The 24,171-nt window shown below is 65.3% G+C and carries 22 protein-coding genes and 1 tRNA gene; 21 read left to right on the top strand and 2 right to left on the bottom strand.

The window, feature by feature from the left end:
• Positions 1-105 precede the first annotated feature (105 nt).
• On the top strand, positions 106-1,236 hold the full coding sequence (locus DSM100688_RS05655; RefSeq protein ID WP_152358174.1) for an NADH:flavin oxidoreductase/NADH oxidase: 1,131 nt from the start codon (positions 106-108) through the stop codon (positions 1,234-1,236).
• Between the two features lie 245 nt (positions 1,237-1,481).
• Here DSM100688_RS05655 and DSM100688_RS05650 read toward each other — a convergent pair whose 3' ends face one another.
• On the bottom strand, positions 1,482-2,630 hold the full coding sequence (locus tag DSM100688_RS05650) for a quinone-dependent dihydroorotate dehydrogenase (protein WP_152358173.1): 1,149 nt from the start codon (positions 2,628-2,630) through the stop codon (positions 1,482-1,484).
• A 228-nt stretch (positions 2,631-2,858) separates the two neighbouring features.
• On the opposite strand from DSM100688_RS05650, the gene DSM100688_RS05645 reads away from it, so the two are divergent.
• The 13 genes from DSM100688_RS05645 (at position 2,859) to prmC (ending at position 15,392) form a co-directional block, all read left to right on the top strand.
• Positions 2,859-3,662 (top strand): DeoR/GlpR family DNA-binding transcription regulator, encoded by an 804-nt coding sequence (locus DSM100688_RS05645; protein ID WP_152358172.1) that lies wholly within the window; start codon positions 2,859-2,861, stop codon positions 3,660-3,662.
• 5 nt (positions 3,663-3,667) lie between these two features.
• A complete protein-coding gene (gene galT / locus DSM100688_RS05640; RefSeq protein WP_152358171.1) occupies positions 3,668-4,918 on the top strand; it encodes a galactose-1-phosphate uridylyltransferase in 1,251 nt (416 codons plus the stop codon).
• A gap of 41 nt (positions 4,919-4,959) precedes the next feature.
• Positions 4,960-6,210, top strand: coding sequence for a galactokinase (galK, locus tag DSM100688_RS05635; protein WP_152358170.1), 1,251 nt, complete (start codon positions 4,960-4,962; stop codon positions 6,208-6,210).
• Between the two features lie 361 nt (positions 6,211-6,571).
• Positions 6,572-8,089, top strand: a complete 1,518-nt coding sequence (locus DSM100688_RS05630; RefSeq protein WP_152358169.1) for a DHA2 family efflux MFS transporter permease subunit — start codon at positions 6,572-6,574, stop codon at positions 8,087-8,089.
• 135 nt (positions 8,090-8,224) lie between these two features.
• Positions 8,225-8,497, top strand: a complete 273-nt coding sequence (locus tag DSM100688_RS05625) for an ACT domain-containing protein (protein ID WP_152358168.1) — start codon at positions 8,225-8,227, stop codon at positions 8,495-8,497.
• Positions 8,498-8,528: 31 nt separating this feature from the next.
• Positions 8,529-9,893: a PFL family protein gene (locus tag DSM100688_RS05620; protein ID WP_152358167.1), complete on the top strand. Its 1,365-nt coding sequence runs from the start codon at positions 8,529-8,531 to the stop codon at positions 9,891-9,893.
• Between the two features lie 476 nt (positions 9,894-10,369).
• A complete protein-coding gene (locus tag DSM100688_RS05615) occupies positions 10,370-11,020 on the top strand; it encodes a tRNA (cytidine(34)-2'-O)-methyltransferase (protein WP_152358166.1) in 651 nt (216 codons plus the stop codon).
• Positions 11,021-11,053: 33 nt separating this feature from the next.
• Positions 11,054-11,953: an HhH-GPD family protein gene (locus tag DSM100688_RS05610; RefSeq protein ID WP_152358165.1), complete on the top strand. Its 900-nt coding sequence runs from the start codon at positions 11,054-11,056 to the stop codon at positions 11,951-11,953.
• Between the two features lie 161 nt (positions 11,954-12,114).
• The gene (locus DSM100688_RS05605) at positions 12,115-12,711 is read left to right on the top strand and encodes a hypothetical protein (RefSeq protein WP_239519381.1); all 597 of its coding nucleotides are present in this window, start codon (positions 12,115-12,117) and stop codon (positions 12,709-12,711) included.
• 154 nt (positions 12,712-12,865) lie between these two features.
• Positions 12,866-12,939: transfer RNA gene (locus tag DSM100688_RS05600), tRNA-Ile, on the top strand.
• 127 nt (positions 12,940-13,066) lie between these two features.
• A complete protein-coding gene (gene rpmE / locus DSM100688_RS05595) occupies positions 13,067-13,279 on the top strand; it encodes a 50S ribosomal protein L31 (RefSeq protein WP_152358163.1) in 213 nt (70 codons plus the stop codon).
• A gap of 127 nt (positions 13,280-13,406) precedes the next feature.
• Complete coding sequence (gene prfA / locus DSM100688_RS05590) at positions 13,407-14,495, top strand: peptide chain release factor 1 (protein ID WP_152358162.1); 1,089 nt, start codon at positions 13,407-13,409, stop codon at positions 14,493-14,495.
• 6 nt (positions 14,496-14,501) lie between these two features.
• On the top strand, positions 14,502-15,392 hold the full coding sequence (gene prmC, locus DSM100688_RS05585) for a peptide chain release factor N(5)-glutamine methyltransferase (protein WP_152358161.1): 891 nt from the start codon (positions 14,502-14,504) through the stop codon (positions 15,390-15,392).
• 4 nt (positions 15,393-15,396) lie between these two features.
• On the opposite strand, the gene DSM100688_RS05580 is transcribed toward prmC, so the two are convergent.
• Positions 15,397-16,050, bottom strand: a complete 654-nt coding sequence (locus tag DSM100688_RS05580; protein ID WP_239519380.1) for a sugar O-acetyltransferase — start codon at positions 16,048-16,050, stop codon at positions 15,397-15,399.
• 184 nt (positions 16,051-16,234) lie between these two features.
• On the opposite strand from DSM100688_RS05580, the gene DSM100688_RS05575 reads away from it, so the two are divergent.
• The 7 genes from DSM100688_RS05575 to DSM100688_RS05545 all read left to right on the top strand — a co-directional run bounded on the left by DSM100688_RS05575 (position 16,235) and on the right by DSM100688_RS05545 (position 24,042).
• Entirely contained in the window at positions 16,235-16,894 is a 660-nt protein-coding gene (locus tag DSM100688_RS05575; RefSeq protein WP_163146889.1) for an L-threonylcarbamoyladenylate synthase, read from the top strand.
• Positions 16,891-18,039, top strand: coding sequence for an MraY family glycosyltransferase (locus tag DSM100688_RS05570; RefSeq protein ID WP_152358159.1), 1,149 nt, complete (start codon positions 16,891-16,893; stop codon positions 18,037-18,039). Before DSM100688_RS05575 ends, DSM100688_RS05570 begins: the two co-directional genes overlap by 4 nt.
• Before the next feature lie 63 nt (positions 18,040-18,102).
• Positions 18,103-19,647: an IMP dehydrogenase gene (guaB, locus tag DSM100688_RS05565; RefSeq protein WP_152358158.1), complete on the top strand. Its 1,545-nt coding sequence runs from the start codon at positions 18,103-18,105 to the stop codon at positions 19,645-19,647.
• A gap of 171 nt (positions 19,648-19,818) precedes the next feature.
• Entirely contained in the window at positions 19,819-20,469 is a 651-nt protein-coding gene (gene orn, locus DSM100688_RS05560; RefSeq protein WP_152358157.1) for an oligoribonuclease, read from the top strand.
• A gap of 66 nt (positions 20,470-20,535) precedes the next feature.
• Entirely contained in the window at positions 20,536-21,396 is an 861-nt protein-coding gene (locus DSM100688_RS05555; RefSeq protein ID WP_152358156.1) for a Cof-type HAD-IIB family hydrolase, read from the top strand.
• 24 nt (positions 21,397-21,420) lie between these two features.
• Complete coding sequence (locus DSM100688_RS05550) at positions 21,421-22,848, top strand: PIF1 family DEAD/DEAH box helicase (protein WP_152358155.1); 1,428 nt, start codon at positions 21,421-21,423, stop codon at positions 22,846-22,848.
• 729 nt (positions 22,849-23,577) lie between these two features.
• Positions 23,578-24,042, top strand: coding sequence for a hypothetical protein (locus DSM100688_RS05545; RefSeq protein WP_152358154.1), 465 nt, complete (start codon positions 23,578-23,580; stop codon positions 24,040-24,042).
• The last annotated feature ends 129 nt before the right edge of the window (positions 24,043-24,171 follow it).

Raw genomic sequence — 24,171 nt, 5'->3', positions numbered from 1 at the left:
GCACGCCGCGACGCGTGACGCACCATCCCACGAACGCCCGCCCCAACCGGCGGGCGTTCGTCGTACAATGGCCGCAAGGACGATATCGAACGAAAGGATCGGGACATGAGCGATATCGAGGGGAAGTCCAAGAAATCGAAGAAGACCAAGAACACGGCGAACCTGTTCTCGCCGATGAACCTGCGCGGCCTGACCGTGCGCAACCGCATCTGGATGCCGCCGATGGACACGTATTCGGCGACCGCGCGCGACGGCAAGCCGACGCCGTTCCACTACCAGCACTACGTGTCGCGCGCGATGGGCGGCTTCGGCATGATCATCGCCGAGGCGACGGCCGTGGCTCCGGAAGGCCGTATCTCGCCGTGCGACGTGGGCCTGTGGAACGACGATCAGGTCGAGGCGTGGCGTTGGATCGTCGACGGCGTGAAGGCGACCGGTGCGGTCGCGGCCGTGCAGCTCAACCATGCAGGCCGCAAGGGATCGACCGGCTGCTTCGGCGTCGGCTTCTCCGGCGACAGCGTGCCGTTCGAGGACGGTGGCTGGCAGACCGTCGCGCCGAGCCCGATCGCGTACGGCCACTACGCGATGCCGCGTGCGCTGACCGTGGACGAGATTCACGGCATCGTCGCGCAGTTCTGCGATGCGGCGGCGCGTGCGGTTGCGGCTGGTTTCCAGGCGATCGAGATTCACGCCGCGCATGGCTATCTGATCTCGCAGTTCCTGGATCCGCTGAGCAACGAGCGCACGGACGAGTACGGCGGCGATCTGGCCGGCCGGATGCGGCTGCTCGTGGAAATCTGCGATGCGATCCGTTCCGTGATTCCCGACGACATGCCGCTGCTCGTGCGCATTTCCGCGACCGACTGGGCGGCTGGTGGATGGGATCTCGACCAGACCGTCGATGTGGCGCGTACGGTCAAGGAGCACGGTGTCGATCTGGTGGACGTGTCGACGGGCGGCATCGTGCCGAACGTGACGATTCCGGTCAAGCCGAACTATCAGGTGCCGTTTGCGACGCAGGTGCGTGAGCGTGCGGGCGTGCCGGTGACGGCGGTGGGCCTGATCACCAAGCCGAAGCAGGCCGCGAAGATCGTGGCCAAGGGCGAGGCCGATGCGGTCGAGATCGGACGCGCGGCGCTGCGCGATCCGTTCTGGCCGCTGCGTGCGGCCGCCAAGCTCGGCGTGCCGGTGGCGGAGGCGCCGTACCAGCCGCAGTACGTGCGCGGCGCGTACTGAGTGGGGGCTGGTGCTGACCGGCCGGGTTGTGTGCTGGGGGTGGTTGGGTGGCTCCCCTCAGTCAGCTTGCGCTGACAGCTCCCCTCGGAGAGGGGAGCCATGCCATTACCAGTTAGGCTCCCCTCGGTGAGGGACATGCATCTTCGTAGGAGGAGCCGCAGCTCCATCGTCACCACCTAGGCTCCCCTCTGTGAGGGGAGCTGTCGAACGGAGTGAGACTGAGGGGAGCGGCCCGACCAGCTGCGTCACGCATCGGCGCCGACGGCTTCGGACACGTGCTCGTAGCCGTCGCGGCGCAACAGCTCGGCCAGACCGCGCTTGAGCACGGTGATCTGCTGCGGGCCGCGGTACATGAGCGCGGAGATGAACATCACGAGGCTTGCGCCGCAGCGGATCTTCTCATACGCCTGCTCGGGGGTGAACACGCCGCCGATGCCGGCGATTGCGAACCGGTCTCCGTACTCGCGATAGACCTGACGCACCAGCGCGTTGCTTGCGCGATACGTCGGGCCGCCGGACAGGCCGCCCTCCCAGTCGCGCGGAATCTCCATGCCGGTGCGGTCCTTCTGCAGGTTCGCGAAGCTCACGCCCTGCACGTTGTGCTCGGCGAGCACGTCGAGCAGCGCCTTGAACTCGCTCCAGCTCTTGTTGAGCGGCATCTTGACGAGCGTCGGCTGTGGGCGGTCGATCTGGTCGAGTGCGGTGAACAGGCGGTCGAGCGCCTCCGGGGTTTCGGTGAACGGCTCGCCGGCGTGCGTGTTCGGGCAGGACACGTTCACCTCGACCATCGCGGTACGGCCGGCGGCGCGGCGCATCGACGTGCAGTAGTCCTCGATGCCTTCGTCCAGATCACCGCACAGGGCGTCGTTCGTGCGCGCGATCGACACGGAGACCTGCATGCTTTTCGCTTTCGTCCACGCCTGCTCGGCGCGGGCGATTACCTTGTCGGAGCCGTCGTTCGCGAGGCCGACGTGCACCATCATCGAATCGTATTCGGGCAGGCGGTGGAACCACGGCTTCGGATTGCCCGGGCAGAACCGCGCGGTGGTCGAGCCGACCGTTTCGAAGCCGAATCCGGCGTTGTCGAGCAGCACCGGCATGTCGCAGTTCTTGTCGAGGCCCGCGGACAGACCGAACGGGTTGGCGAAGTCGACGCCCATCACGGTCGTTTCGAGGATCGGATCGGTGTAGTCGAGCATCTCGCGTAGCAGCCACATGAGCGGCGGGATGTTTTTGGTGATGCGGCAGAACTCGATCATCTGGTCGTGTGCCACGTCGGGCGTGTGGTTGAACACGAAGTACGGCTTGACGACGTGTTTGTAGCTGAAGGTGAAGAGGTCGGTGGTGGCTTTGTTCACGGCGTCGTGCCAGAAGCTTTCAGATACATAGGTCATGCGTTCCATTGTGGCACCGGTGGGGGAGAAGCGAGGATGGGGTGGTTTCGTTGGGCTCCCCTCAGTCGGCTGCGCCGACAGCTCCCCTCGGGGAGGGGAGTCTAGGTGATGGTGGCGCGTGCTGTTTTGTGCGGTTCGGATGAGCGATTTGTGTGATTCTCGGCGTGTCGCGGCGCGAAACGCTCATTTCGGTTTTGTTTGTGAGCTTATGTGTGCGATAATGTTCGAATGATATCCTCACAACGTCAACATCTGATACTGAGCAGGCTGCGCACCCGCGGTGCGGTGCGCATCACCGCGCTGAGCAAGGAACTCGGCGTTTCCGCAATGACCATCCGCCGCGACATCGCCGAACTGTCCGACAAGGGACTCTTGAAGCGCGTCCACGGCGGCGCGGTCACCACCAGCACGTTGCTCAGCGAACCGTTGTTCTCTGTAAAGTCGCAGATGGACATCGGCTTGAAGGACGCCATCGCGCAGGAGGCCGTCAGATACGTGGCCCCCGGCGACGTGATCGCCATCGGCGGCGGCACCACGGCGTACGTCTTCGCGCAGCATCTGCTCGAATCGCAGCAGTCCAGCGGCATCACGATCCTCACCAACTCGATCCCCGTCGCCGAACTCGTGCAGGCCCTCGAATCCAAGGACGTCGAGGTCATCGTCACCGGCGGCGTCATCACGCGATCCAACTCGCTCGTCGGCCCCATCGCCGACAAGGTCGTCGCGTCGCTGCGCGTCAACACCGTGTTCCTCGGCACGCACTCCGTGTCGCTGCCGCGCGGCTTCCTCATGCCCAACTCGCTGGAGGCCGCCACCGATATGGCGATGATGGACATCGCCGATCGCACCATCATTCTTACCGATCACACCAAGTGGAGCTGCACCTCGCTGTCGCTGTTCGCACGCTTCGACCAGGTGGATACGGTGATCACCGACGACGGGCTCGACCCCGACTCGGCGAGCAAGACCAAGGAATTGGTAAAAGAGCTCGTGCTGGCCCACCAGAGCGAGCAAACGGAGGAAAGTGAGTGATTCCCATGGCAGATTTTGCCAACTACGAACCGGGTGCATACGCGAAGGAGCACATCCGCATCACGCCGACCACGCTGGCCGACGGCCGTGACTTCTTCTATCTCGACGACGATCCGGAATACGTGTCCGGCAAGAAGACGCGCGAACTGCACGATCCGCGTCATCTGGCCTACCGCTTCGCCAACCAGCTGAACGCCGCCGGCGAGGAGGTGCCGTACGCGGCCCCCGAAATGCGCCGCGACCCGCTCACCGGCGACTGGATCCCGATGGCGACCGCGCGCATGAACCGCCCGATCACCGCCGGCCCCGGCGCCACCGCCAAGGGCAACCCGCTCGCCGCGCGCAAGCCCGGCGACCCGTACCAGGACGGCGAAGTACCGGACACCGACTACAACGTCGTCGTGTTCGAGAACCGCTTCCCGTCGATGGTGCGCGTGCCCGGCCGCTCCGAAGCCGTGACCTACGTGGACGGCAACCCGCTGTGGGAGAAGAAGATGGCCGTCGGCCGCTGCGAGGTCATCTGCTTCGATCCGAACGAGCACGGCCTGCCGGCCGACCTGCCGGTGTCGCGTCTGCGCACCGTGGTCGAGGCATGGGCGTTCCGTACCGCCGAGATCTCGAAGGTGGAGGGCATCGAGCAGATCTTCCCGTTCGAAAACCACGGCGCCGAAATCGGCGTCTCGCTCGCCCACCCGCACGGCCAGGTCTACTGCTACCCGTTCATCGCGCCGAAGATGGAGCAGGAACTCAAGCACACCGAGGCCTACCACGAGAAGACCGGCGGCAACCTGCTCAAGGACATCATGAACGCCGAGATCGAAGCCGGCGAACGCATCGTCATGCGCAACCACAGCTGGGTCGCCTACGTGCCGGCCGCGGCCCGCTGGCCCCTCGAGGTCCACGTGGCCCCGGTGCGCGACGTGCTCACCATCGACCAGCTCAACGACCAGGAGCGCTGGGACCTCGCCTCGATGTACTCGCACCTCCTGAAGCGCGGCAACGCGTTCTTCGACAAGGGCGACGGCAAGGGCATGGACCTGCCGTACATCGCCGCATGGCACCAGGCCCCGATCCACGACCCGCGCCGCGAGAACTACCGCCTGAACCTGCAGTTCTTCTCGTTCCGCCGCGCCGCCAACAAGATCAAGTACCTCGCCGGCTCCGAATCCGGCATGGCCGCCTGGATCTCCGACACCACGCCGGAACTCATCGCCAAGCGCTTCCACGAGCTCGGCGACGTGGACATCGCCGACTGACCGATCGCATATACGGATCGCCAATACAGAAAGAAACACCAATGACCGCTGTTGAATTCATCGAACCGATTTCCCACGAGGCCGGCGACGAGCAGGCCACCGCGCTGTTCACCAAGACCTACGGCGTCAAGCCGGAGGGCGTGTGGGCCGCCCCGGGCCGCGTCAACCTGATCGGCGAGCACACCGACTACAACGCCGGCCTGTGCCTGCCGATCGCGCTGCCGCACCGCACGTTCATCGCACTGTCGCCGCGTGACGACACCCGCGTGCGCCTCGTGTCCGACGTGGCGCACGACAAGGTCGCCGAAGCCGACCTGTACGAGCTGCAGGCTCGCGGCGTGGACGGCTGGGCCGCCTATCCGACCGGCGTGGCGTGGGCGCTGCGCGAGGCCGGCTTCGACAAGGTGCAGGGCTTCGACGCCGCGTTCGTCTCCTGCGTGCCGCTCGGCTCGGGCCTGAGCTCGTCCGCCGCGATGACCTGCTCGACCGCGCTCGCCCTGGACGACGTGTACGGTCTCGGCTACGGTTCCTCCGACGCGGGCCGCGTGACGCTCATCAACGCCGCGATCAAGTCCGAGAACGAAATGGCCGGTGCGTCCACCGGCGGGCTGGATCAGAACGCGTCCATGCGCTGCACCGCCGGCCACGCGCTGCTGCTCGACTGCCGTCCGGAGCTCACCCCGCTCGAGAACGTCTCCCAGCAGGAGTTCGACCTCGACAAGTACGGCCTCGAACTGCTCGTGGTCGACACGCAGGCCCCGCACCAGCTCAACGACGGCCAGTACGCCCAGCGCCGCGCCACCTGCGAGCAGGCCGCGAAGATCCTCGGCGTCGCCAACCTGCGCGTCACCGCCGACGGCATCGCCAAGGCCGACGACCCGTTCCAGGCGCTCAAGGAGACGCTCGACGCGCTGCCGGACGAGACCATGAAGAAGCGCGTGCGCCACGTCGTCACCGAGATCGAACGCGTGCGCTCCTTCGTGCACGCCTTCGCCAAGGGCGACATCGAGGCCGCGGGCCGCCTGTTCAACGCCTCGCACGACTCGCTTGCCGCCGATTACGAGGTGACCGTGCCCGAACTCGACGTGGCCGTGGCCGTCGCCCGCAAGAACGGTGCCTACGGTGCGCGCATGACCGGCGGCGGCTTCGGCGGCTCCATCATCGCGCTGGTGGATAAGGGCCGCAGCCACGAAGTCGCCCAGGCCATCGCCGACGAGTTCGAAAAGCAAGGCTTCCACGCGCCGCGGGCGCTTGCCGCAGTTGCGGCACCGAGCGCGTCGCGCGAGGCGTAGCACGAACAATCGCTGCTCCCCTCAGTCAGCTGCGCTGACGGCTCCCCTCTGTGAGGGGAGCCGTCGAGCGCAGTGAGACTGAGGGGAGCGGAGGTCGTCGGCTCGCGACACGCCCGGGCGTACTTACGAAAAATCGAAAACCGTATTACGATCGCATCTCGTCTTGAATAATCGCATGCCATATGGTGTATTTCCCGCCGCATGGCATGCGATTTTTTGTTGCCGATCGTGACCCGGACGTTAGGGGTTGTCGGCGCTCGCCAATGCAGTCGCACACCGCATCCCGCGGCAACCGTCACGGGAACGGCGGCATGCGATCGCATGTCTCGGCCGGGCGCCGCGCGACGGCAGCGACATCGATATGAAGAAGAGGATTCCGTTGTCCGCCAACCAGACAACCATTCGTAAGAACCAATTGTCCGACGACGCGTTCGTGCCGGACGCGCACCAGCATTTCGATCATCCGCACAAGGTCATGCTCGGCCTGTACATCAGCGTGTTCCTGGGCATGCTGTCGGAAACGTCGATGAACATCACCCTGCCCGATCTGATGGCCGACTTCGGCATCTCGTCCGGCACCGCGCAGTGGATGGTCGTCGGCTACATGCTCGCCATCGGCGTGGTGCTGCCGTGCGTGGGCTTCATGCTCAAGTGGGTCAAGGCCAAGACGCTCGTGCTGTTCGCGCTGGTCTGCTTCTTGGTCGGTGCGATCGTATGCACCGTCGCCCCCACGTTCCCGATCCTGCTGGCCGGTCGTATCATGCAGGGCGTGAGCACCGGCATCGCGCTGCCCACCATGTACGCGGCGATCATGCGTGTGTTCCCGCCGCATAAGATCGGCGCGGCGAACGGCGTCGCCGGCCTCGTCATCATGTTCGCGCCGGTCATCGGCCCGACCATCGCCGGCGCGCTCATCGGCGCGTTCTCATGGCGCGCGATCTTCGCGCTGTTCGCCGTTGTCGCCGTCGCCGCGATCGTATGCACGGCGCTGTTCTTCGTCACGCCGATCGAACGCACCCGTCCGAAGGTCGACGTGATCTCCATCCTCGCCTCGGCGATCGGCTTCGGCTGCCTCGTCGCCGGTGTGAGCCTCATCAGCGACATGGGCTTCTCGGCCGTCGTCATCGCGCTGCTCGTCGTCGGCGTGATCGTACTCGCCTTCTACGCCCGCCGCCAGCTCACCATCGCCGACCCGCTGCTCGACCTGCATGCGCTCGGTATCGCCGCGTTCCGTACACCGGCCATCATGATCAGCTGCTCGTTCTCCTGCACGCTCGCGTTCATGTACCTCGTGCCGCAGGAACTGCAGCGCGGCATGGGCCTGAGCTCCACCGTCGCCGGCCTGCTCATGCTGCCGGGCGGCGTGATCAATGCGCTGTGCACGCTCGCCGCCGGCCGCATGTTCGACCGTTACGGCGCGAAGCGACTCGTCTGGGCCGGCTCGGCGCTCACCGTCATCGGCGGTGCGCTGTTCTTCATGATCGGCGTCTCCACGCCGGTCGCTCTGTTCCTCGCCGCGCACATCATCGTCATGGTCGGCATCCCGTTCATCCAGCAATCCGCGCAGTCCGCGGCGCTCAAGTCGCTGCCCGGGCGCATGGCCGCCGACGGCAGCACGATCATGAACACCATGCAGCAGGTGTGCGGCGCGATCGCCACCGCCGTCGCCACATGTCTGCTCGGCCTCGGTCAGACGAACTACACGGCCGCCGGTGGCACGAACCCCGCCCAGGGCTTCGTGGACGGCTCGCGCTACGGCTACCTGTTCGGCATGGTGCTCGTGGTGGTTGTGCTGGCGTGCTCCTTCCTGCTCAAGGAACATCACGAGGAGCCGAAGCTCGTGCCGGTGCACGTGGACGTTGAGACCCTGGCCGTCTGACGTGTCGCGTTCGTGACATGTCGCGTTCGCGCTGCACCGCGTCCGTGCCGTACCGCGTGAGATAGGAAACATGAGATGCGGGTGTCTTCCATATACTGGAAGACACCCGCTTTTTCGTCTCGATCAGGGAGCTTCATGAACAAGGCAATCATCACCGTCGTCGGCAAGGACACCGTCGGCATCATCGCACGCGTCTGCACCTACCTGTCCCAGCACAACGTCAACGTACTCGACATCTCCCAGACCATCCTCGACGGCTACTTCAACATGATGATGATCGTCGACTACACGAACGCCGACAAGGACTTCGGCGCGATGGTCGGCAACCTCGAGGATCTCGGCGACGACATCGGCGTGCGCATCCGCTGCCAGCGCGAGGAGATCTTCACCAAGATGCACCGTATTTAATCTCGCCGGACCGACCGAAAGGAACGCAACCATGCTGAATATCATGGAGGTCCACGAGACCAACCAAATGATCGAGCAGGAAAAACTCGACGTGCGCACCATCACCATGGGCATCTCGCTGCTCGACTGCGCGGCCGACACCGTCGACGAGACCTGCGACAACATCTACCGCAAAATCACCACCTACGCCAAGGACCTCGTCGCCACCGGCCAGGCCATCGAACAGGACTACGGCATCCCGATCGTCAACAAGCGCATCACCGTCACCCCGATCTCGCTCGTCGGCGCCAGCTCGTGCAAGACCTCCGAGGACTTCGTCAAGATCGCCCATGCGTTGGATCGTGCGGCCAAGGAGGTCGGCGTCGACCTCATCGGTGGCTACTCGGCGCTCGTCTCCAAGGCCATGACCCCGGCCGAGCGACTACTCATCGAATCGTTGCCGCAGGCCCTGACCGAAACCGACATCGTGTGCTCGTCCGTCAACGTCGGCTCCACGAAGACCGGCATCGACATGAACGCCGTCGAACTGCTCGGCCGCGTCATCAAGGACATCGCTTACAACACACGCGACAACGACTCGTACGGCTGCGTCAAATTCGTCGCGTTCTGCAACGTGCCCGACGACAATCCGTTCATGGCCGGTGGCTTCCACGGCGTGACCGAAGGCGACGCGGTGATCAACGTGGGCGTGTCCGGGCCGGGCGTCGTCTCGCGGGCTTTGGATGCCGCAAAGGGGCGCGATTTCGAGTTCCTGTGCGAGACGATCAAGCGTACCGCGTTCAAGATCACGCGCGTGGGGCAGCTCGTCGCGCAGGAGGCGTCGCGGCGGCTCGGCGTGCCGTTCGGCATCATTGATCTGTCGCTCGCCCCGACCCCGGCCGTGGGCGATTCGGTCGGCGAGGTGCTTGAGAAGATCGGCCTCGAACAGGTCGGCGCGCCCGGCACCACCGCGGCTTTGGCCATGTTGAACGATCAGGTCAAGAAGGGTGGCATCATGGCGAGCTCGTATGTGGGCGGCCTGTCCGGCGCGTTCATCCCGGTTTCCGAGGATAAGAACATGATCGACGCGGCGGCTTCCGGATGCCTGACCATCGAGAAGCTTGAGGCGATGACCTGCGTGTGTTCGGTCGGCCTCGACATGATCGCGATTCCGGGCGACACGTCGGCCGCGACGATCTCCGGCCTGATCGCCGACGAGGCGGCCATCGGCATGGTGAATCAGAAGACCACGGCCGTGCGCGTCATTCCGGTGTACGGCAAGGGCGTCGGCGAGATGGCCAATTTCGGCGGACTGATGGGCTACGCGCCGATCATGCCGGTGAACCAGACCTCGTGTGAGGCGTTCGTGACACGCGGCGGCCGCATCCCGGCGCCGATCCACTCGTTTAAGAACTGAGTCGGTGCGGTGGTGCGTCGTGACACTGTGTTGCGGTGCTGTGTCGTGACTGTTTCGTAGCACACGCTGTTTCGTAGCGCAAGAAATTCGGGGAATCAGCCCATTTGTCCCGAATTTCTTGCGTTGACGACGGCTGAGCGCAAGGATTTCGGGAGTGATGGACTGATTTCCCGAAAAAGTTGCGCTGAGGGTCGGTGAGCGCAAGGATTTCGGGACGAGTGGGCTGTTTTCCCGAATTTCTTGCGCTGATGGATGATGCTGATGCCGTAGGACAGTTGTACCGTTACCCTCTAACGGACATACAGCCGATTTGGATGGGCAAATCGGCTGTATGTCCGTTAGAGGGTATGTCCGTTAGAGAGTGGCGGACTGCGATTGCTGTGGAGAGGCCTCGTCCTTTGGCGGCCGTGTCTGATCCGTTCGTCCGGCTATGCTCGGGTGACGGAAATCGTACACGACAACAGACGGTGGATGATATGACGGAACAGTCGGAAGCGCAGCAGAACCCCGAAGCCAAGGTCGAGAAGATGTTCGAATACGGCTATCGTAAGTCGAACTACGGGCCGGACGAGCTTGTGACCGACGCGCACGGCAACCCGATCTCCGTGGTCGACGCGATGCTGTCGGCCGAAGACGCCGCCAAGGCCGAGACCTCCACCCCGCACCTGTGCTACTACAGCCCGCGCATCCCCGGCAACACCGGCTCCGCGATCCGCCTGTGCGCGGTGACCGGCACGATCCTGCATCTTGTGGAGCCGCTCGGCTTCAACCTGCGCGACACGAAGCTGCGCCGCGCCGGCCTCGACTATCACGACATGGCGCACGTTGTGTTGCACCCGAACTTCGACAACCTGGTCGAGTCGATGCCGAACTCGCGCATCATCGCGTTCACGGCCCACGCCACGAAGCTGTACACCGAAGTCGAGTACAAGCCGACCGACATCCTCCTGTTCGGTCCCGAGCCGGGCGACATCCCCGACCCGATGGACATCATGGCCGGCCCGCACGTCGCCGAACAGGTGAGGCTCCCCATGCGCCCGAGCCTGCGCTCGCTCAACCTCACCAACTGCGCGTCCATTGCCATCTACGAGGCTTGGCGTCAGCTCAATTTTGCCGGCGGCAGGTAAGCGACAGGTAATAGGCAAGCGGTGCCGCATCGTATGACTGACATCCAACGCAACGAACCCATCCGCCGCAGTCTCGCCGCATGGTGGGACGCGAATGCGCGCGACCTGCCGTGGCGGTTCGGCCGCACGACCCCGTGGGGCGTGCTCGTCTCCGAGGTCATGAGCCAGCAGACGCAGATGAGCCGCGTCGTGCCGTACTGGGAGACGTGGATGCGCGTGTGGCCGGACGCCGCGGCGCTCGCGGACGCGACGACCGCGGAGGTGATCACCGCGTGGGGGCGGCTTGGCTATCCGCGTCGTGCGTTGCGGCTGCAGGAGTGTGCGCGTGTGGTGCGCGACCGATACGTTGACGAACTGCCGCGCACGTACGACGAGCTGATTGGTCTGCCGGGCATCGGCGACTATACGGCGTCGGCGGTGCTGAGCTTCGCGTTCGGCGTGCGTGTAGCGGTGATCGATACGAATATTCGGCGTGTGCTGTCGCGCGTGTTCCTCGGCGTGGAATCGCGGGGCGGCGCAGCGACGCCGTCCGAGCGAGCGTTGGCGAATCGTGTATTACCTGAGGATGCCACGCGGTCGGTGACGTGGAACCAGTCGGTCATGGAGCTCGGTGCGACCGTATGCACGGCGAAGAACCCGCTGTGCGACGACTGCCCGGTGCGCGAGGATTGCGCGTTTCTGGCGGCTGGTCGGCCCGGGCTGGGGGAGCGGCGCACACGGCCGCGGCAACGGTTCGCCGGCACCGACCGTCAGGTGCGCGGGCTGGTGCTGAACGCGTTGCGCGGGCTGCCGGCCGACGCGCCGGTGCTGCCGCGCGCGGACGTCGAGGCGCTGTGGGCGGATCAAGTGCAGCTCGACCAGTGCGTTGCGTCGTTGGATGAGGACGGGCTGATCGAGATACTGCCGGACGGCGGCGTGCGGCTGCCGCGGTGACGGCATACAGATGGACATACACGGACGACGTACGGACAGCGCCGTACGGGTCGATCATCGGTACCGTCGCGATAGACTGGGGCATTATGGTACAGCGGGGACAGCGGAAACCGGTGCGGCCGGGTGCGTCTAGTATGCGCGGGCGCAAGCGCAGGATCAGCATGAGCAAACAGGCGGTGTATCGGCGCCGCCGCATCATCGTGCTGATCGCGGCGTTGGCCGCGTTGTCGTTGACGGTGTTCTGCGTGTACAGCGTCGGGCAGGGCATCGCCGCGGTCGGTTCGGCGATGGGACTGGGCGTCAGCCATACGCTGACCCGCGACACGGTGCCCGATCCGACGAAGATCGTCGGCGTACCCGATTGCGCGTCCGACGACATCACGCTGTCGCTGCAGTCCGCCTCGTCCAGTATTCCGGTCGGCGGGTCGGTCGACTTCACCGCGACCATCACCTACACCGGCACCAGCAAGGCGGGATGCCTGATCGATGCCTCGGATGGCGGCCGCGTACTGACCATCACGTCGGGCGACAACACCGTCTGGCGGTCGGACGTCTGCCCGTCGGATGCGCGCATGCTGCTGATGAGCAAAGGCGACGTCGACCAGCAGCAGATCACATGGAACGCGGACGCTACCGGATCGACCTGCGCGGAGGACGGGTCGCTGCCACGCGTGAACGCCGGCACGTACACGGCGCGTTTGAGTCTCAAGGAACATCCGAAGGTGACGAGCGATCCGGTGACGATCGCCGTGCAGTAGTCGCACTAGCCGTGTGACGGACGCGTGCGATGCCGCGTACGATGCCGCGTACGACGGTACGTGACGGATGCCGGCGCGACGATACCCCCGCGCGTCGGCCGGGCGGTCTGCTACACTGGTCAGGTTGGTTTTCGCGTTCGCGCGATGCCGGCGTGGGGCTGTAGCTCAGTCGGTTAGAGCATCGGACTCATAATCCGCCGGTCCAGGGTTCAAGCCCCTGCGGCCCCACTTTTCGCCGTGTGTTGCCGGTTCGCCATCGAAGTCGAGCCGTCGGCGTATAGTCCCATAGGTTCCGGTTCACGTCGGCCATAGGGGCGCGACGACCCGGGTCCCCCGAATCCTTAGGAGACACACCATGAAGCAGGGTATCCATCCTGATTACCATGCCGTCGAAGTCCTGTGCTCGTGCGGCAACACCTTCGTCACCCGTTCCACCTACAAGGGTGATCACATGACCGTCGACATCTGCTCGAACTGCCACCCGTTCTACACCGGCAAGCAGAAGATCATGGACACCGGTGGCCGCGTCGCCCGCTTCGAGCGTCGCTACGGCAAGAAGACCAAGTAGCTTCATCAACGCCAGTCCCTGTGATCGTGGCGTCGCTTCGGCGACCCCGACGCGAGGACTGGCGTTTTTCTATACCCGAACCATCATCCGTACAGCATCGTTCCGTACCACATCGTAAGGAAGTCCCATGGCAGACGAACAGTTCCCCGCGGCGGCGACCGCGCTGGAGGAGTACCACGCGCTCGAAGCGCAGATGGCGGACCCCAACGTGGTGTCTGATCCCGACAAGATCCGCAAACTGGGCCGTCGTCATGCGGAACTCGGCGGCATCGTGTCCGCATACAAGCACTATCTGCAGATCCGCGACGACCTCGAGGCCGCCCGCGAAATGGCCGGCGAGGACGAGGACTTCGCCGAGGAGGCCAAGCGGCTCGAAGCCGAACTGCCGGCCGCCGAGGAGAAGCTGCGCACCGCGCTCATCCCGCGCGACCCGGACGATGCACGCGACACGATCATGGAGATCAAGGCCGGCACCGGCGGCGAAGAGGCGGCGCTGTTCGCCGGCGACCTGCTGCGCATGTACACGCGCTATGCGGAGAAGCGCGGCTGGACCGTCACCGTGCAGTCCGAGAACACCACCGAGCTCGGCGGCGTCAAGGACGTACAGATCGCCATCCGCGCCAAGGGCACGCCCGCGCCGGAGGACGGCGTGTGGGCCTCGCTCAAGTATGAGGGCGGCGTGCACCGCGTCCAGCGCATCCCCGTCACCGAATCGCAGGGCCGCATCCAGACCTCCGCGGCCGGCGTGATCGTCTTCCCCGAAGCCGACGAGGACGACGACGAGATCGAAATCGATCCGAAGGACCTCAAGATCGACATCTTCATGAGCTCCGGCCCCGGCGGACAGTCGGTCAACACCACGTACTCCGCGGTGCGCATGACCCACATCCCCACCGGCATCGTCGTGAGCATGCAGGACGAGAAGTCGCAGATCCAGAACCGTGCGGCCGCGCTGCGCGTGCTCAAGTCGCGACTGCTTGCCATGAAGCACGAGCAGGAGGCCGCCGAGGCCGCCGACATGCGTCACTCGCAGGTGCGTTCGCTCGACCGCTCCGAACGCATCCGCACGTACAACTTCCCGGAGAACCGCATCGTCGACCACCGCACGAACTACAAGGCGTACAACCTCGACGCGGTGCTCAACGGCGACCTGCAGGCCGTGATCGACTCCGACATCCAGGCCGACGAGGCCGCGCGTCTCGCGAACCAGAAGTAGCCGCCGGTGAACGTAGCTGATGTGATTCGGAACGCGGCGGCGACGCTGCGCGAAGCGGGGGCGGACACCCCCGAGCATGATGCGAAGCTGTTGTTCGCCGAGGCGGCCGGGCGCGAGTTGCGCGACGTCGACAAGGCCATGCTGATGGGCGACGAGTGGACGCTCGACGAGACGGCGGAACAGCGGTTCCGCACGATGATCGACCGGCGGGCGGCGCGCGAGCCGCTGCAGTACATCGTCGGCCATGCGCCGTTCCGTTATCTCGATCTAAGCGTCGGTCCCGGCGTGTTCATCCCGCGACCGGAGACCGAAACCGTCGTGCAGGCCGGACTCGACTGGATCACGCGCAACCGGCTGTACACGCCGCGCGTCGTCGATCTGTGCGCCGGTTCCGGTGCGATCGGACTGTCCGTCGTCACCGAAGTGCGCGGCGCCGAAGTGTGGGCGGTCGAACTGTCGCCGGACGCGTACGCATGGACCGAACGCAACCGCGAAACGGTCGCACGCCGCGATCCGTCGGCCGGATACAACTATCATCTCGAACGCGGCGACGCGACCAGTCCGCTCACGTTGCCGCAACTCGACGGCACCATCGACATGGTGATCACGAACCCGCCGTACGTGCCGCTCGCGCAGGTTCCGGAACAGCCCGAGGTCCGCGACCACGACCCCGACATGGCGCTGTACGGGGGATCGGCAGACGGCGCGGCGATCCCGGAACGGATCATCCTGCGCGCCGCGTCGCTGCTGCGGTCGGGCGGTGCGCTCGTCATGGAGCACGACATCTCGCAGGGCGACCGGCTCGTCGCCTTTGCACGGGCGAACGGTTTCGCCGACGCGCACACCGGCGACGACTGGACCGGCCGGCCGCGGTATCTGTTCGCGGTGCGGGCGTGAGCCGCTACTGCGCGTACTCCTGATAGACGGAGGCGTCGGCGTCGGTGATCGTGCGGATCACACGCGCCGGCACGCCCACGGCCACCGAATTGGCCGGGATGTCATGCGTCACGACCGCGCCCGCGCCGATCACGCAGCCGTCGCCGATCGTCACGTCGCCGACCACCGTCACGTTGCCGCCGAACCAGCAGTTTGATCCGATCACGATCGGCTTGCCGTACTCGTAGTCGTAGAACGATCCGTCCGCCGCACGGCGCACGTTGCGGTCCTGCCACCGCATCGGATGCATCGGCGGCAGCAGCGACACGTTCGGTCCGAACAGCACGTCGTCGCCGATCGTCACCGGCGCGCAGTCGAGACAGCTGAAGTTGAAGTTCATGAACACGCGGTCGCCGACCGTCGTATGGCAGCCGTAATCGAAGAAGATCGGCCCCATCACGTCGAAGTTCTCGCCGTGGTTCGGAATCAGTTCGTCGAGCACCGCAGCGCGGGTGGCGTAATCGCCGCGCGCGAGGCCGTTGAACTTCGTGCACAGGTCGCCGGCCTTCTCGCGCAGACGGCACAGTTCAGGATCGGCGGGATTATAGAGTTTTCCGGCGAGCATCTCCTCGCGTTCGGAGGCGCGCGGGACGCGCAGCTCCACAGGTGGTGTAGTCATGTAGTCCATCTTGGTGATTTGCGTGGGCGACACGCCGGACGAGTGATCACGACACGCACGATGCATTCCGGGAAACGTCGGAATCGGGCCGAAACGAAAAACGCATCGTGCGTGTCGTGATCAGGTCGCCGGCGTGTCGCCGGCCCGCACGGGCAAGTCGCGACGCAATGGTGCAATGGTGGGCATGAGCAAGACATGCACGGTAACTGACGAGTCCCTCGCCGAGGCGGCGACAGTCATCCGCAACGGCGGACTGGTCGTCATCCCCACGGACACGGTGTACGGCGTGGCCTGCGACCCGCGCAATGAGGCCGCCATCGCCCGTATCTACGACGTCAAGCGCCGCCCGCGGTTCAAGGCCCTGCAGGTGCTGCTCGCCAACATCGACCAGCTCGACCAGCTCGGGCTCGACCTGCCGGCCCCGCTCAACCGGCTCGCCGCGCAGTTCATGCCCGGCGCGTTCTCGCCGATCGTCGTCGCCCGTGAGGACTGCGATCTCAAAACCGTCAAGCCGACACCGCAGGGCGCCCGCACGCAGGGCGTGCGCATCCCGAACTCCGCCGTCGCGCTGCGCATCCTGAACGCCGTCGGCCCGCTCGCCGCGTCAAGTGCGAACCGTTCCGGCGAGGAAAGCGCACAGACCGTCGAGGAGGCCCGCGACGCGCTGGGCGACGCCGTCGACCTGTACCTTGACGGCGGTCCCACGCCCGGCCACGTCTCCAGCACCGTGGTCGCCGCGAACCCGCTGTCGCGCGACGGCATCGACATCCTGCGCGAAGGCACCATCCCGCAGACCGTCATCCGCCGCGCCATCCACCTCAACGGCGGGGGACTCGGCGCATGAGGGTCTACTTCTTCATCGCGGCGGTGGCCGGCGGCCTGACCTGGCTGCTCACGCCGCTCATCCGTCATCTCGCCATTCAGATCGGCGCGGTCGGCAAGGTGCGCGCACGCGACGTGCACACCATCCCCACGCCGCGCATGGGCGGCCTCGGCATGCTGCTCGGCTTCCTCGGCGCGATGCTGTTCGCCAGCCGCATGCCGTTCCTCGACGGGCTGTTCCGCTCCAGCCATCAGGCGTGGGTGGTGATGCTCGGCGCGATCTCGATCTGCCTGATCGGCATGGCCGACGACCTGTGGGACCTCGACTGGATGCTCAAGATGTCCGGCCAGCTGCTGACCGCCGTGTTCGTGGCGTGGGGCGGCCTGCAGATCATCTCGCTGCCGCTCGGCTCGCTCGTGACCGCAAGCCCGAGCATTTCGATCACGATCACCGCGTTCCTCATCGTCGCGTCGATCAACGCGGTCAACTTCGTGGACGGATTGGACGGCCTCGCGTCCGGCATCGTCGCGATCGGCGGCATCGCGTTCGCGATCTACTCGTATATTCTCGCGCGCAACTCGCCGTCGTACGCGTCCATGGCGACGCTGATCGACGTGGCGATGGTCGGCATCTGCATCGGCTTCATCCTGCACAACTGGCATCCGGCGAAACTGTTCATGGGCGACTCCGGATCCATGCTGCTCGGCTATCTCATCACGTGCGCGTCCATCATCATGACCGGCCGACTCGACCCCGCGTCGATCCACGCCAGCGTGTACGTGCCCGTGTTCATGCCGATCCTGCTGCCGATCCTCGTGCTGTTCCTGCCGGTGCTCGACATGTGCATGGCGATCGTGCGGCGACTCGCGAAAGGCCAGTCGCCGATGCACCCCGACCGCATGCACCTGCATCACCGGATGCTCAGGATCGGCCACTCCGTGCAGGGCGCGGTGCTCACGCTGTGGGGCTGGGCGGCGCTGATCTCGTTCGGCTCGATTCTCATCCTGTTCTTCCGCGCGGGCTACGTGGCGATCGGCATGGCCGTCGCGTCCGTCATCCTCGCCATCGTCACGCTGTACCCGTATCTCAAGCATCGCATTCCGGAGATCCGTGAGGAGAACGCCGAACTTGAGCATGCACGTCACGCGAGCGGGGAGCGGAAGTAGGAAGGCGCCGGGCCTTACCACGGGCGCGTGTCACTCGTCAACACACGCTCATATAGTGAATCTATGGCTTTAATTCCTAACACGAATGAGAACAACTACGCCCCGCTTCCTCCGATCTTCGCCCAGCTGGGCCTCGCCTATGACGACGTCCTGCTGCTGCCGAACGAGACGGACGTGATCCCGTCCGAAGTGGACACCACCACCCACCTCACCCGTGAGATCACCATGAAGGTCCCGGCGATCTCCGCCGCCATGGACACCGTCACCGAATCCGAGATGGCCATCGCCATGGCCCGCAACGGCGGTATCGGCGTGCTCCACCGTAACCTGTCCATCGACGACCAGGCCGCGCAGGTCGACGTCGTCAAGCGTTCCGAGTCCGGCATGATCACCGACCCGCTGACCGTCAACCCGGACGTCACCCTCGCCGACCTCGACAAGCTGTGCGGCAAGTTCCACATCTCCGGCCTGCCGGTCGTCGACAAGGACAACAAGCTCGTCGGCATCATCACCAACCGCGACATGCGCTTCATCGCCTCCGAGGACTACGACCACCTCAAGGTGCGCGACGTGATGACCAAGGAGAACCTCATCACCGGCCCGTCCGACATCTCCAAGGACGACGCCCACCGCCTGCTCGCCCAGCACAAGGTCGAGAAGCTGCCGCTCGTCGACAACGAAGGCCACCTGACCGGTCTGATCACCGTCAAGGACTTCGTCAAGACCGAGCAGTACCCGGACGCCACCAAGGACGCCCAGGGCCGTCTGCGCGTGGCCGCCGGCGTCGGCTTCCTCGGCGACGCGTGGCAGCGCGCCTCCGCCCTCATGGAGGCCGGCGTGGACGTGCTCGTCGTCGACACCGCGAACGGCGAGGCCCGCCTCGCGCTCGACATGATCCGCCGCATCAAGTCCGATCCGGCCTTCCGCGACGTGCAGGTCATCGGCGGCAACATCGCCACCCGCTCCGGCGCCCAGGCCATGATCGATGCGGGCGTCGACGCCGTCAAGGTGGGCGTCGGCCCCGGCTCCATCTGCACCACCCGCGTGGTCGCCGGCGTCGGCGTCCCGCAGCTCACCGCCGTGTACGAAGCCGCCCAGGCCTGCAAGGCCGCCGGCGTGCCGTGCATCGCCGACGGTGGCATCCACTACTCCGGCGACATCGCCAAGGCCCTCGTGGCCGGCGCGTCCTCGGTCATGCTCGGCGGCGCGCTCGCCGGCTGCGAGGAGGCCCCGGGCGAGAAGGTGCTCCTGCACGGCAAGCAGTACAAGCTGTACCGCGGCATGGGCTCGCTGGGCGCGATGGCCCCGCGTGGCAAGAAGTCCTACTCCAAGGACCGCTACTTCCAGGCCGACGTCACCTCCAACGACAAGGTCGTGCCGGAAGGCGTCGAGGGCGAAGTGCCGTACCGCGGACCGCTCAACGCCGTCCTCTACCAGATGATCGGCGGCCTGCACCAGTCGATGTTCTACATCGGCGCGCACAACATCAAGGAGATGAGCGAGAAGGGCCGCTTCATCCGCATCACCGACGCCGGCCTGCGCGAATCGCACCCGCACGACATCGTGATGACCGCGGAGGCCCCGAACTACTCCGGCTTCCACAACTGATCGATCGATCTCGATCGTCTCGGCTGATTGGCCGTTCGATTGATCGATGACGGCTCTCCTGCCCGTTCCACGGCAGGGGAGCCGTTTTTGTAGCGGCGACGCGGTAGCCTGTACTGTTCGATACAGGACGAGACGTACGGCTAACGAAAAGCTCACGAAAGGCGGCATACGATGGTGGACAGCCATGATGCGGAAACATACAGTGCGAAGGATTCGCGACTGATCTGGATCGATTGCGAGATGACCGGACTCGACATCTTCGGCGGCGACGAGCTGGTCGAAGTGTCCGTCGTGCCGACCGACTTCGACCTCAACGTGCTCGACGAAGGCGTGGACTACGTCATCAAGCCGTCCGACAAGGCCGTCGCGCACATGAACGACTTCGTGCGCACCATGCACACCCGTTCCGGCCTCATCAACGAGTGGGAGCACGGCCTGAGCCTCGAGGAGGCCGAGCAGAAGGTCACCGAATACGTGCTGCGCTTCACCCCGGACGGCGTGCGCCCGCTGCTCGCCGGCAACACCATCGGCTCCGATAAGAAGTTCCTCGACCACTACATGCCGAACCTCATGAGCCACCTGCACTACCGCAGCGTCGACGTGAGCACCCTCAAGGAGCTTGCCCGCCGCTGGTACCCGGCCGTGTACGAGAACCGCCCGCCGAAGAACGGCGGCCACCGCGCGCTCGCCGACATCATCGAATCGCTCGATGAGCTGCGCTACTACCGCGAGGCGTTCATGGCGCCCGCCCCCGGCCCGGACGAGGCGACCGCCAAGCGCATCGCCGCCGACGTTGTCGCTACCAGCATCCTCAACAAGTAATCGCATGCTGTGACTCCTCTCGAAGAGGAAGCCGCACGCGACACCGATACCGAAAGGAACCGCCGCATGACCGCAGCCGACTGGACCGAGATCGCCGGTCCTGCAGACATCAGACTCGTCGTCGCCGACATGGACGGCACGCTGCTCGACGAGCACAGCGAGATCCCATCCGACTTCTGGCCGGAACTCGAGCGCCTGCAGTCGCGCGGCGTCGAATTCGTGCCCGCGTCAGGCCGCCAGTACGCCACGCTGCGGTCCATGTTCGCCGGTCGTACGCCGCGCGAACTGTCGTACATCGCGGAGAACGGCAATGTCGTCGTCGCGGACGGCGAGGTCATCGAAGTCCACGGTGTGGACGTCGCCGTCTCACGCACCGTCATCGACATGGTCGACGCAGCCGTCGCGAACGGCACGCACGACGTCGGCCTCGTGCTGTGCGGACTGAACACGGCGTACGTGCAGCGCACCGATCCGGCGTTCGTCGACGAATGCCGCAAGTACTATCACGCGCTTGAGATCGTGCCCGACCTGCACGCCGTGCTGCCGAGCGTCGAGCGCGGCGACGAGACGATGCTCAAGCTCGCGATCTTCGACTTCGGCGACGCCGAGTCGATGGCCGCCGATCTGCTCGGCGGTATCGCGCGCGACTGGCAGGTGGTCGTCTCCGGCGCGCACTGGGTCGACATCATGAACCACGAGACCGACAAGCGGCGTGGCGTCGAGGCGCTGCAGCGGCACCTCGACGCCACGCCCGCGCAGACCGCGGTGTTCGGCGACTATCTCAACGATCTCGAAATGCTGTCGGCCGGCGAGTACTCGTTCGCGATGGGCAACGCGCATCCCGATCTCAAGGCTGCCGCGCACTACATTGCGCCCACGAACGTCGAGCATGGCGTACTGCAGGTGCTCGATCGGTTGATCGGCTGAACGGCTGAGCGGAGTCGAGCCGATATGCAGCAAAGCGAGGCGCTGGCGATCCTGCAGGCCGGTGCAAACGTATTCCTCACCGGCGCGCCGGGCGCGGGCAAGACGTACGTGCTCAACGAGTTCATCGCCGCCGCGCGCAAGGCCGGTGCGTCCGTGGCCGTCACCGCGTCCACCGGCATCGCGTCCACGCACATCAACGGGCAGACCATCCACTCGTGGAGCGGCGTCGGCGTGGCGACCTCGCTCACCGCGAACCTGCTCAAGACCATCAAGACGCGGCGCCGGCGCAAGATCGAGGCCACCGACGTCCTCGTCATCGATGAAGTCTCCATGATGCACGCGTGGCTGTTCGACATGGTCGATCAGGTGTGCCGTGCGATCCGCCGCGATCCGCGCCCGTTCGGCGGCATCCAGGTCGTGCTGTCCGGCGACTTCTTCCAGCTGCCGCCGGTGAGCGTGGGCGGGCGCAACAACGATCTGATCACGCCCACGCCCGAGTTCGTCGCCGCGCGCGAACGATACGCGAAGGCCGGACTGAACCCGGAAGGGTTCGTCACCGAATCGCTGGTGTGGCGTGAGCTCGACCCGGTCGTGTGCTACCTGACCGAACAGCATCGTCAGGACGACGGGCGGCTGCTCGGCGTGCTCACCGACATCCGCGATGGCTGCGTCGACCAGGACGACCGCGACGCGCTCGTCACACGGCTCGGTGTGGCGCCGGGCGACGGGGAAGTGGCGGTGCACCTGTTCCCGGTCAACCGTCAGGCCGATGGACTCAACGACCTGCGGCTCGCGCAGATCGGTGCCGAGGAGCACACGTTCGTTGCTCAGGCGGCCGGGCCGGCGAACCTCGTGGACCGGCTGAAGAAGAACATGCTCGCGCCGGAGAAGCTGGTGCTGAAGGCCGGCGCGGCGGTGATGGCGCTGCGCAACGACGCCGACCGGCAGTACGTCAACGGGTCGATCGGCACGGTGCGCGGATTCGCGTCCGAGGCGAAAGACGGATGGCCGATCGTCGAGTTCGAAAACGGCAACGTGGTAACGATGAAGCCGGCCGCGTGGGAGATGATGGACGGCGAGACCGTGCTCGCGTCGGTCAACCAGGTGCCGCTGCGCTGCGCGTGGGCGATCACGATCCACAAGTCGCAGGGCATGACGCTGGACCGGGCGGTGATGGATCTGCGGCGGACATTCGCGCCGGGCATGGGCTATGTGGCGCTGTCGCGCGTGGAGTCGATGGATGGGCTGTATCTGGAGGGCGTGAACGAGCGGATGTTCCTCGTGTCGCCCGATGCGGTGCGGCTGGACGGTGCGTTGCGGCGCGGTTCGGAGGGTGCGGCCGCGGTGCTGGCCGAGCGGGGTGCGGCGGCGTTCGATCCGGCGGCGCGGCGGGATGTGGGTGATGGTGTCGGTGGCGCCGATGACGAGTTCGGGCAAGGTGAGCTGTTCTAGCGGATCGGTGTTGATCCCGGTCGTATTATGGCTTCGTTTGCGACGCCGCTGGCAGCGTTTGCGACCCGTTTCCTTGTGCCGGTCGTGGTCCGTTGCGGCTTGTGGGCTGTTACGGCAAGTGCGATTTGTTGCCGCAGTCGCGGCCTGTTGTGCCGGTCGGTCTATTGTGGCAGTTGTGATTTGTCATGCCGGTCGTGGTCTGTTGTGACAGCGATCCGTTGCGATTTGTTGCCGCAGTCGTGTTTCGGTATGTCGGTTGTGATCTGTTGCGATTCGTCGCGCTGGCTGTGATCTGTCGCGGTAGGTGTATCTGTCGCGTATCGACGAGATGCACTGTGTACTGGCGCAGGAAATTCGGGGAATGTTCGGCTTCGTCCCGAATTTCCCGCACTGACGATGACTCAACGTAGGAAATTCGGGACATAAGGCCTGTTTTCCCGAATATCTTGCACTGACGTTGACTGAGCGCAAGAAATTCGGGACGGCAGGCTCGTTTTCCCGAATTTCCTGCGCCGGCATGCGGCACAAACGATATGCCCAAGGACGGGAGCTGCCGTTTCGCACGTTGCGTGTCCGGTCCGATGAACGACGAGTCGAGGATGCGCCACGATACGCGACGTCATCGTTTCAAAAACATGAGGTGACGGTGAGACGCACGATGACGATGACGCCACTAGCGTAGGCCGTGCTGCTACAGTATGCCGATGTTTGCCAGAAAGGAGCAGAACATTGGCAACTGAAGACAAGAAGGAGCTTGCCGTGGCCGGCGACGGTGCGAAGAAGAAGCGTACGACGATCATCATCGCGGCGGTCGTCGCGGTCGTCCTGATCGTGGCCGCCGTCGTGATCGGCGTGACCATGTTCGGCGGTCCCGACGTCGCGACGCTGAAGGCCGAGTGCGCGACGGTCTCCGACGACCTGCGCGTCGCCCAGAACGAATACAACGGACTCGTCAACGGCGACGCCGCCACGGCCTCCGCCTACACCAAGGACGACGTGAACGACGCCAAGACCCTCGACGCGCTCAATAAGGAGCTCTCCGTCGAGACCCCGGCGCTCGCCTCCTGCAACGTCGACGCGGATTCCGAATATCAGTCCGCAATCGACGGCATCAAGCGGAACACCACGTGGTATCAGGAGCACACCAAGACCCTGCAGGCCGCCGTCGACGCCGTCACCGCCAGCCTCAAGTAAGTCGATCGGTCCGACCTCAACCGATCGTCGCCCCTCACCCTCAACGGACATACAGCCGAAACGCGGTGCCGAATTGGCTGTATGCCCGTTAGAGAAGTGCGGTGACTTGATTGCGTCGGCTGAATCATC

The organism is Bifidobacterium ramosum (assembly GCF_009299505.1).
Taxonomy (GTDB): Bacteria; Actinomycetota; Actinomycetes; order Actinomycetales; family Bifidobacteriaceae; genus Bifidobacterium; species Bifidobacterium ramosum.
The sequence above is the reverse complement of the archived record's forward strand: the minus strand, read 5'-3'. Positions and strand labels throughout refer to the sequence as shown.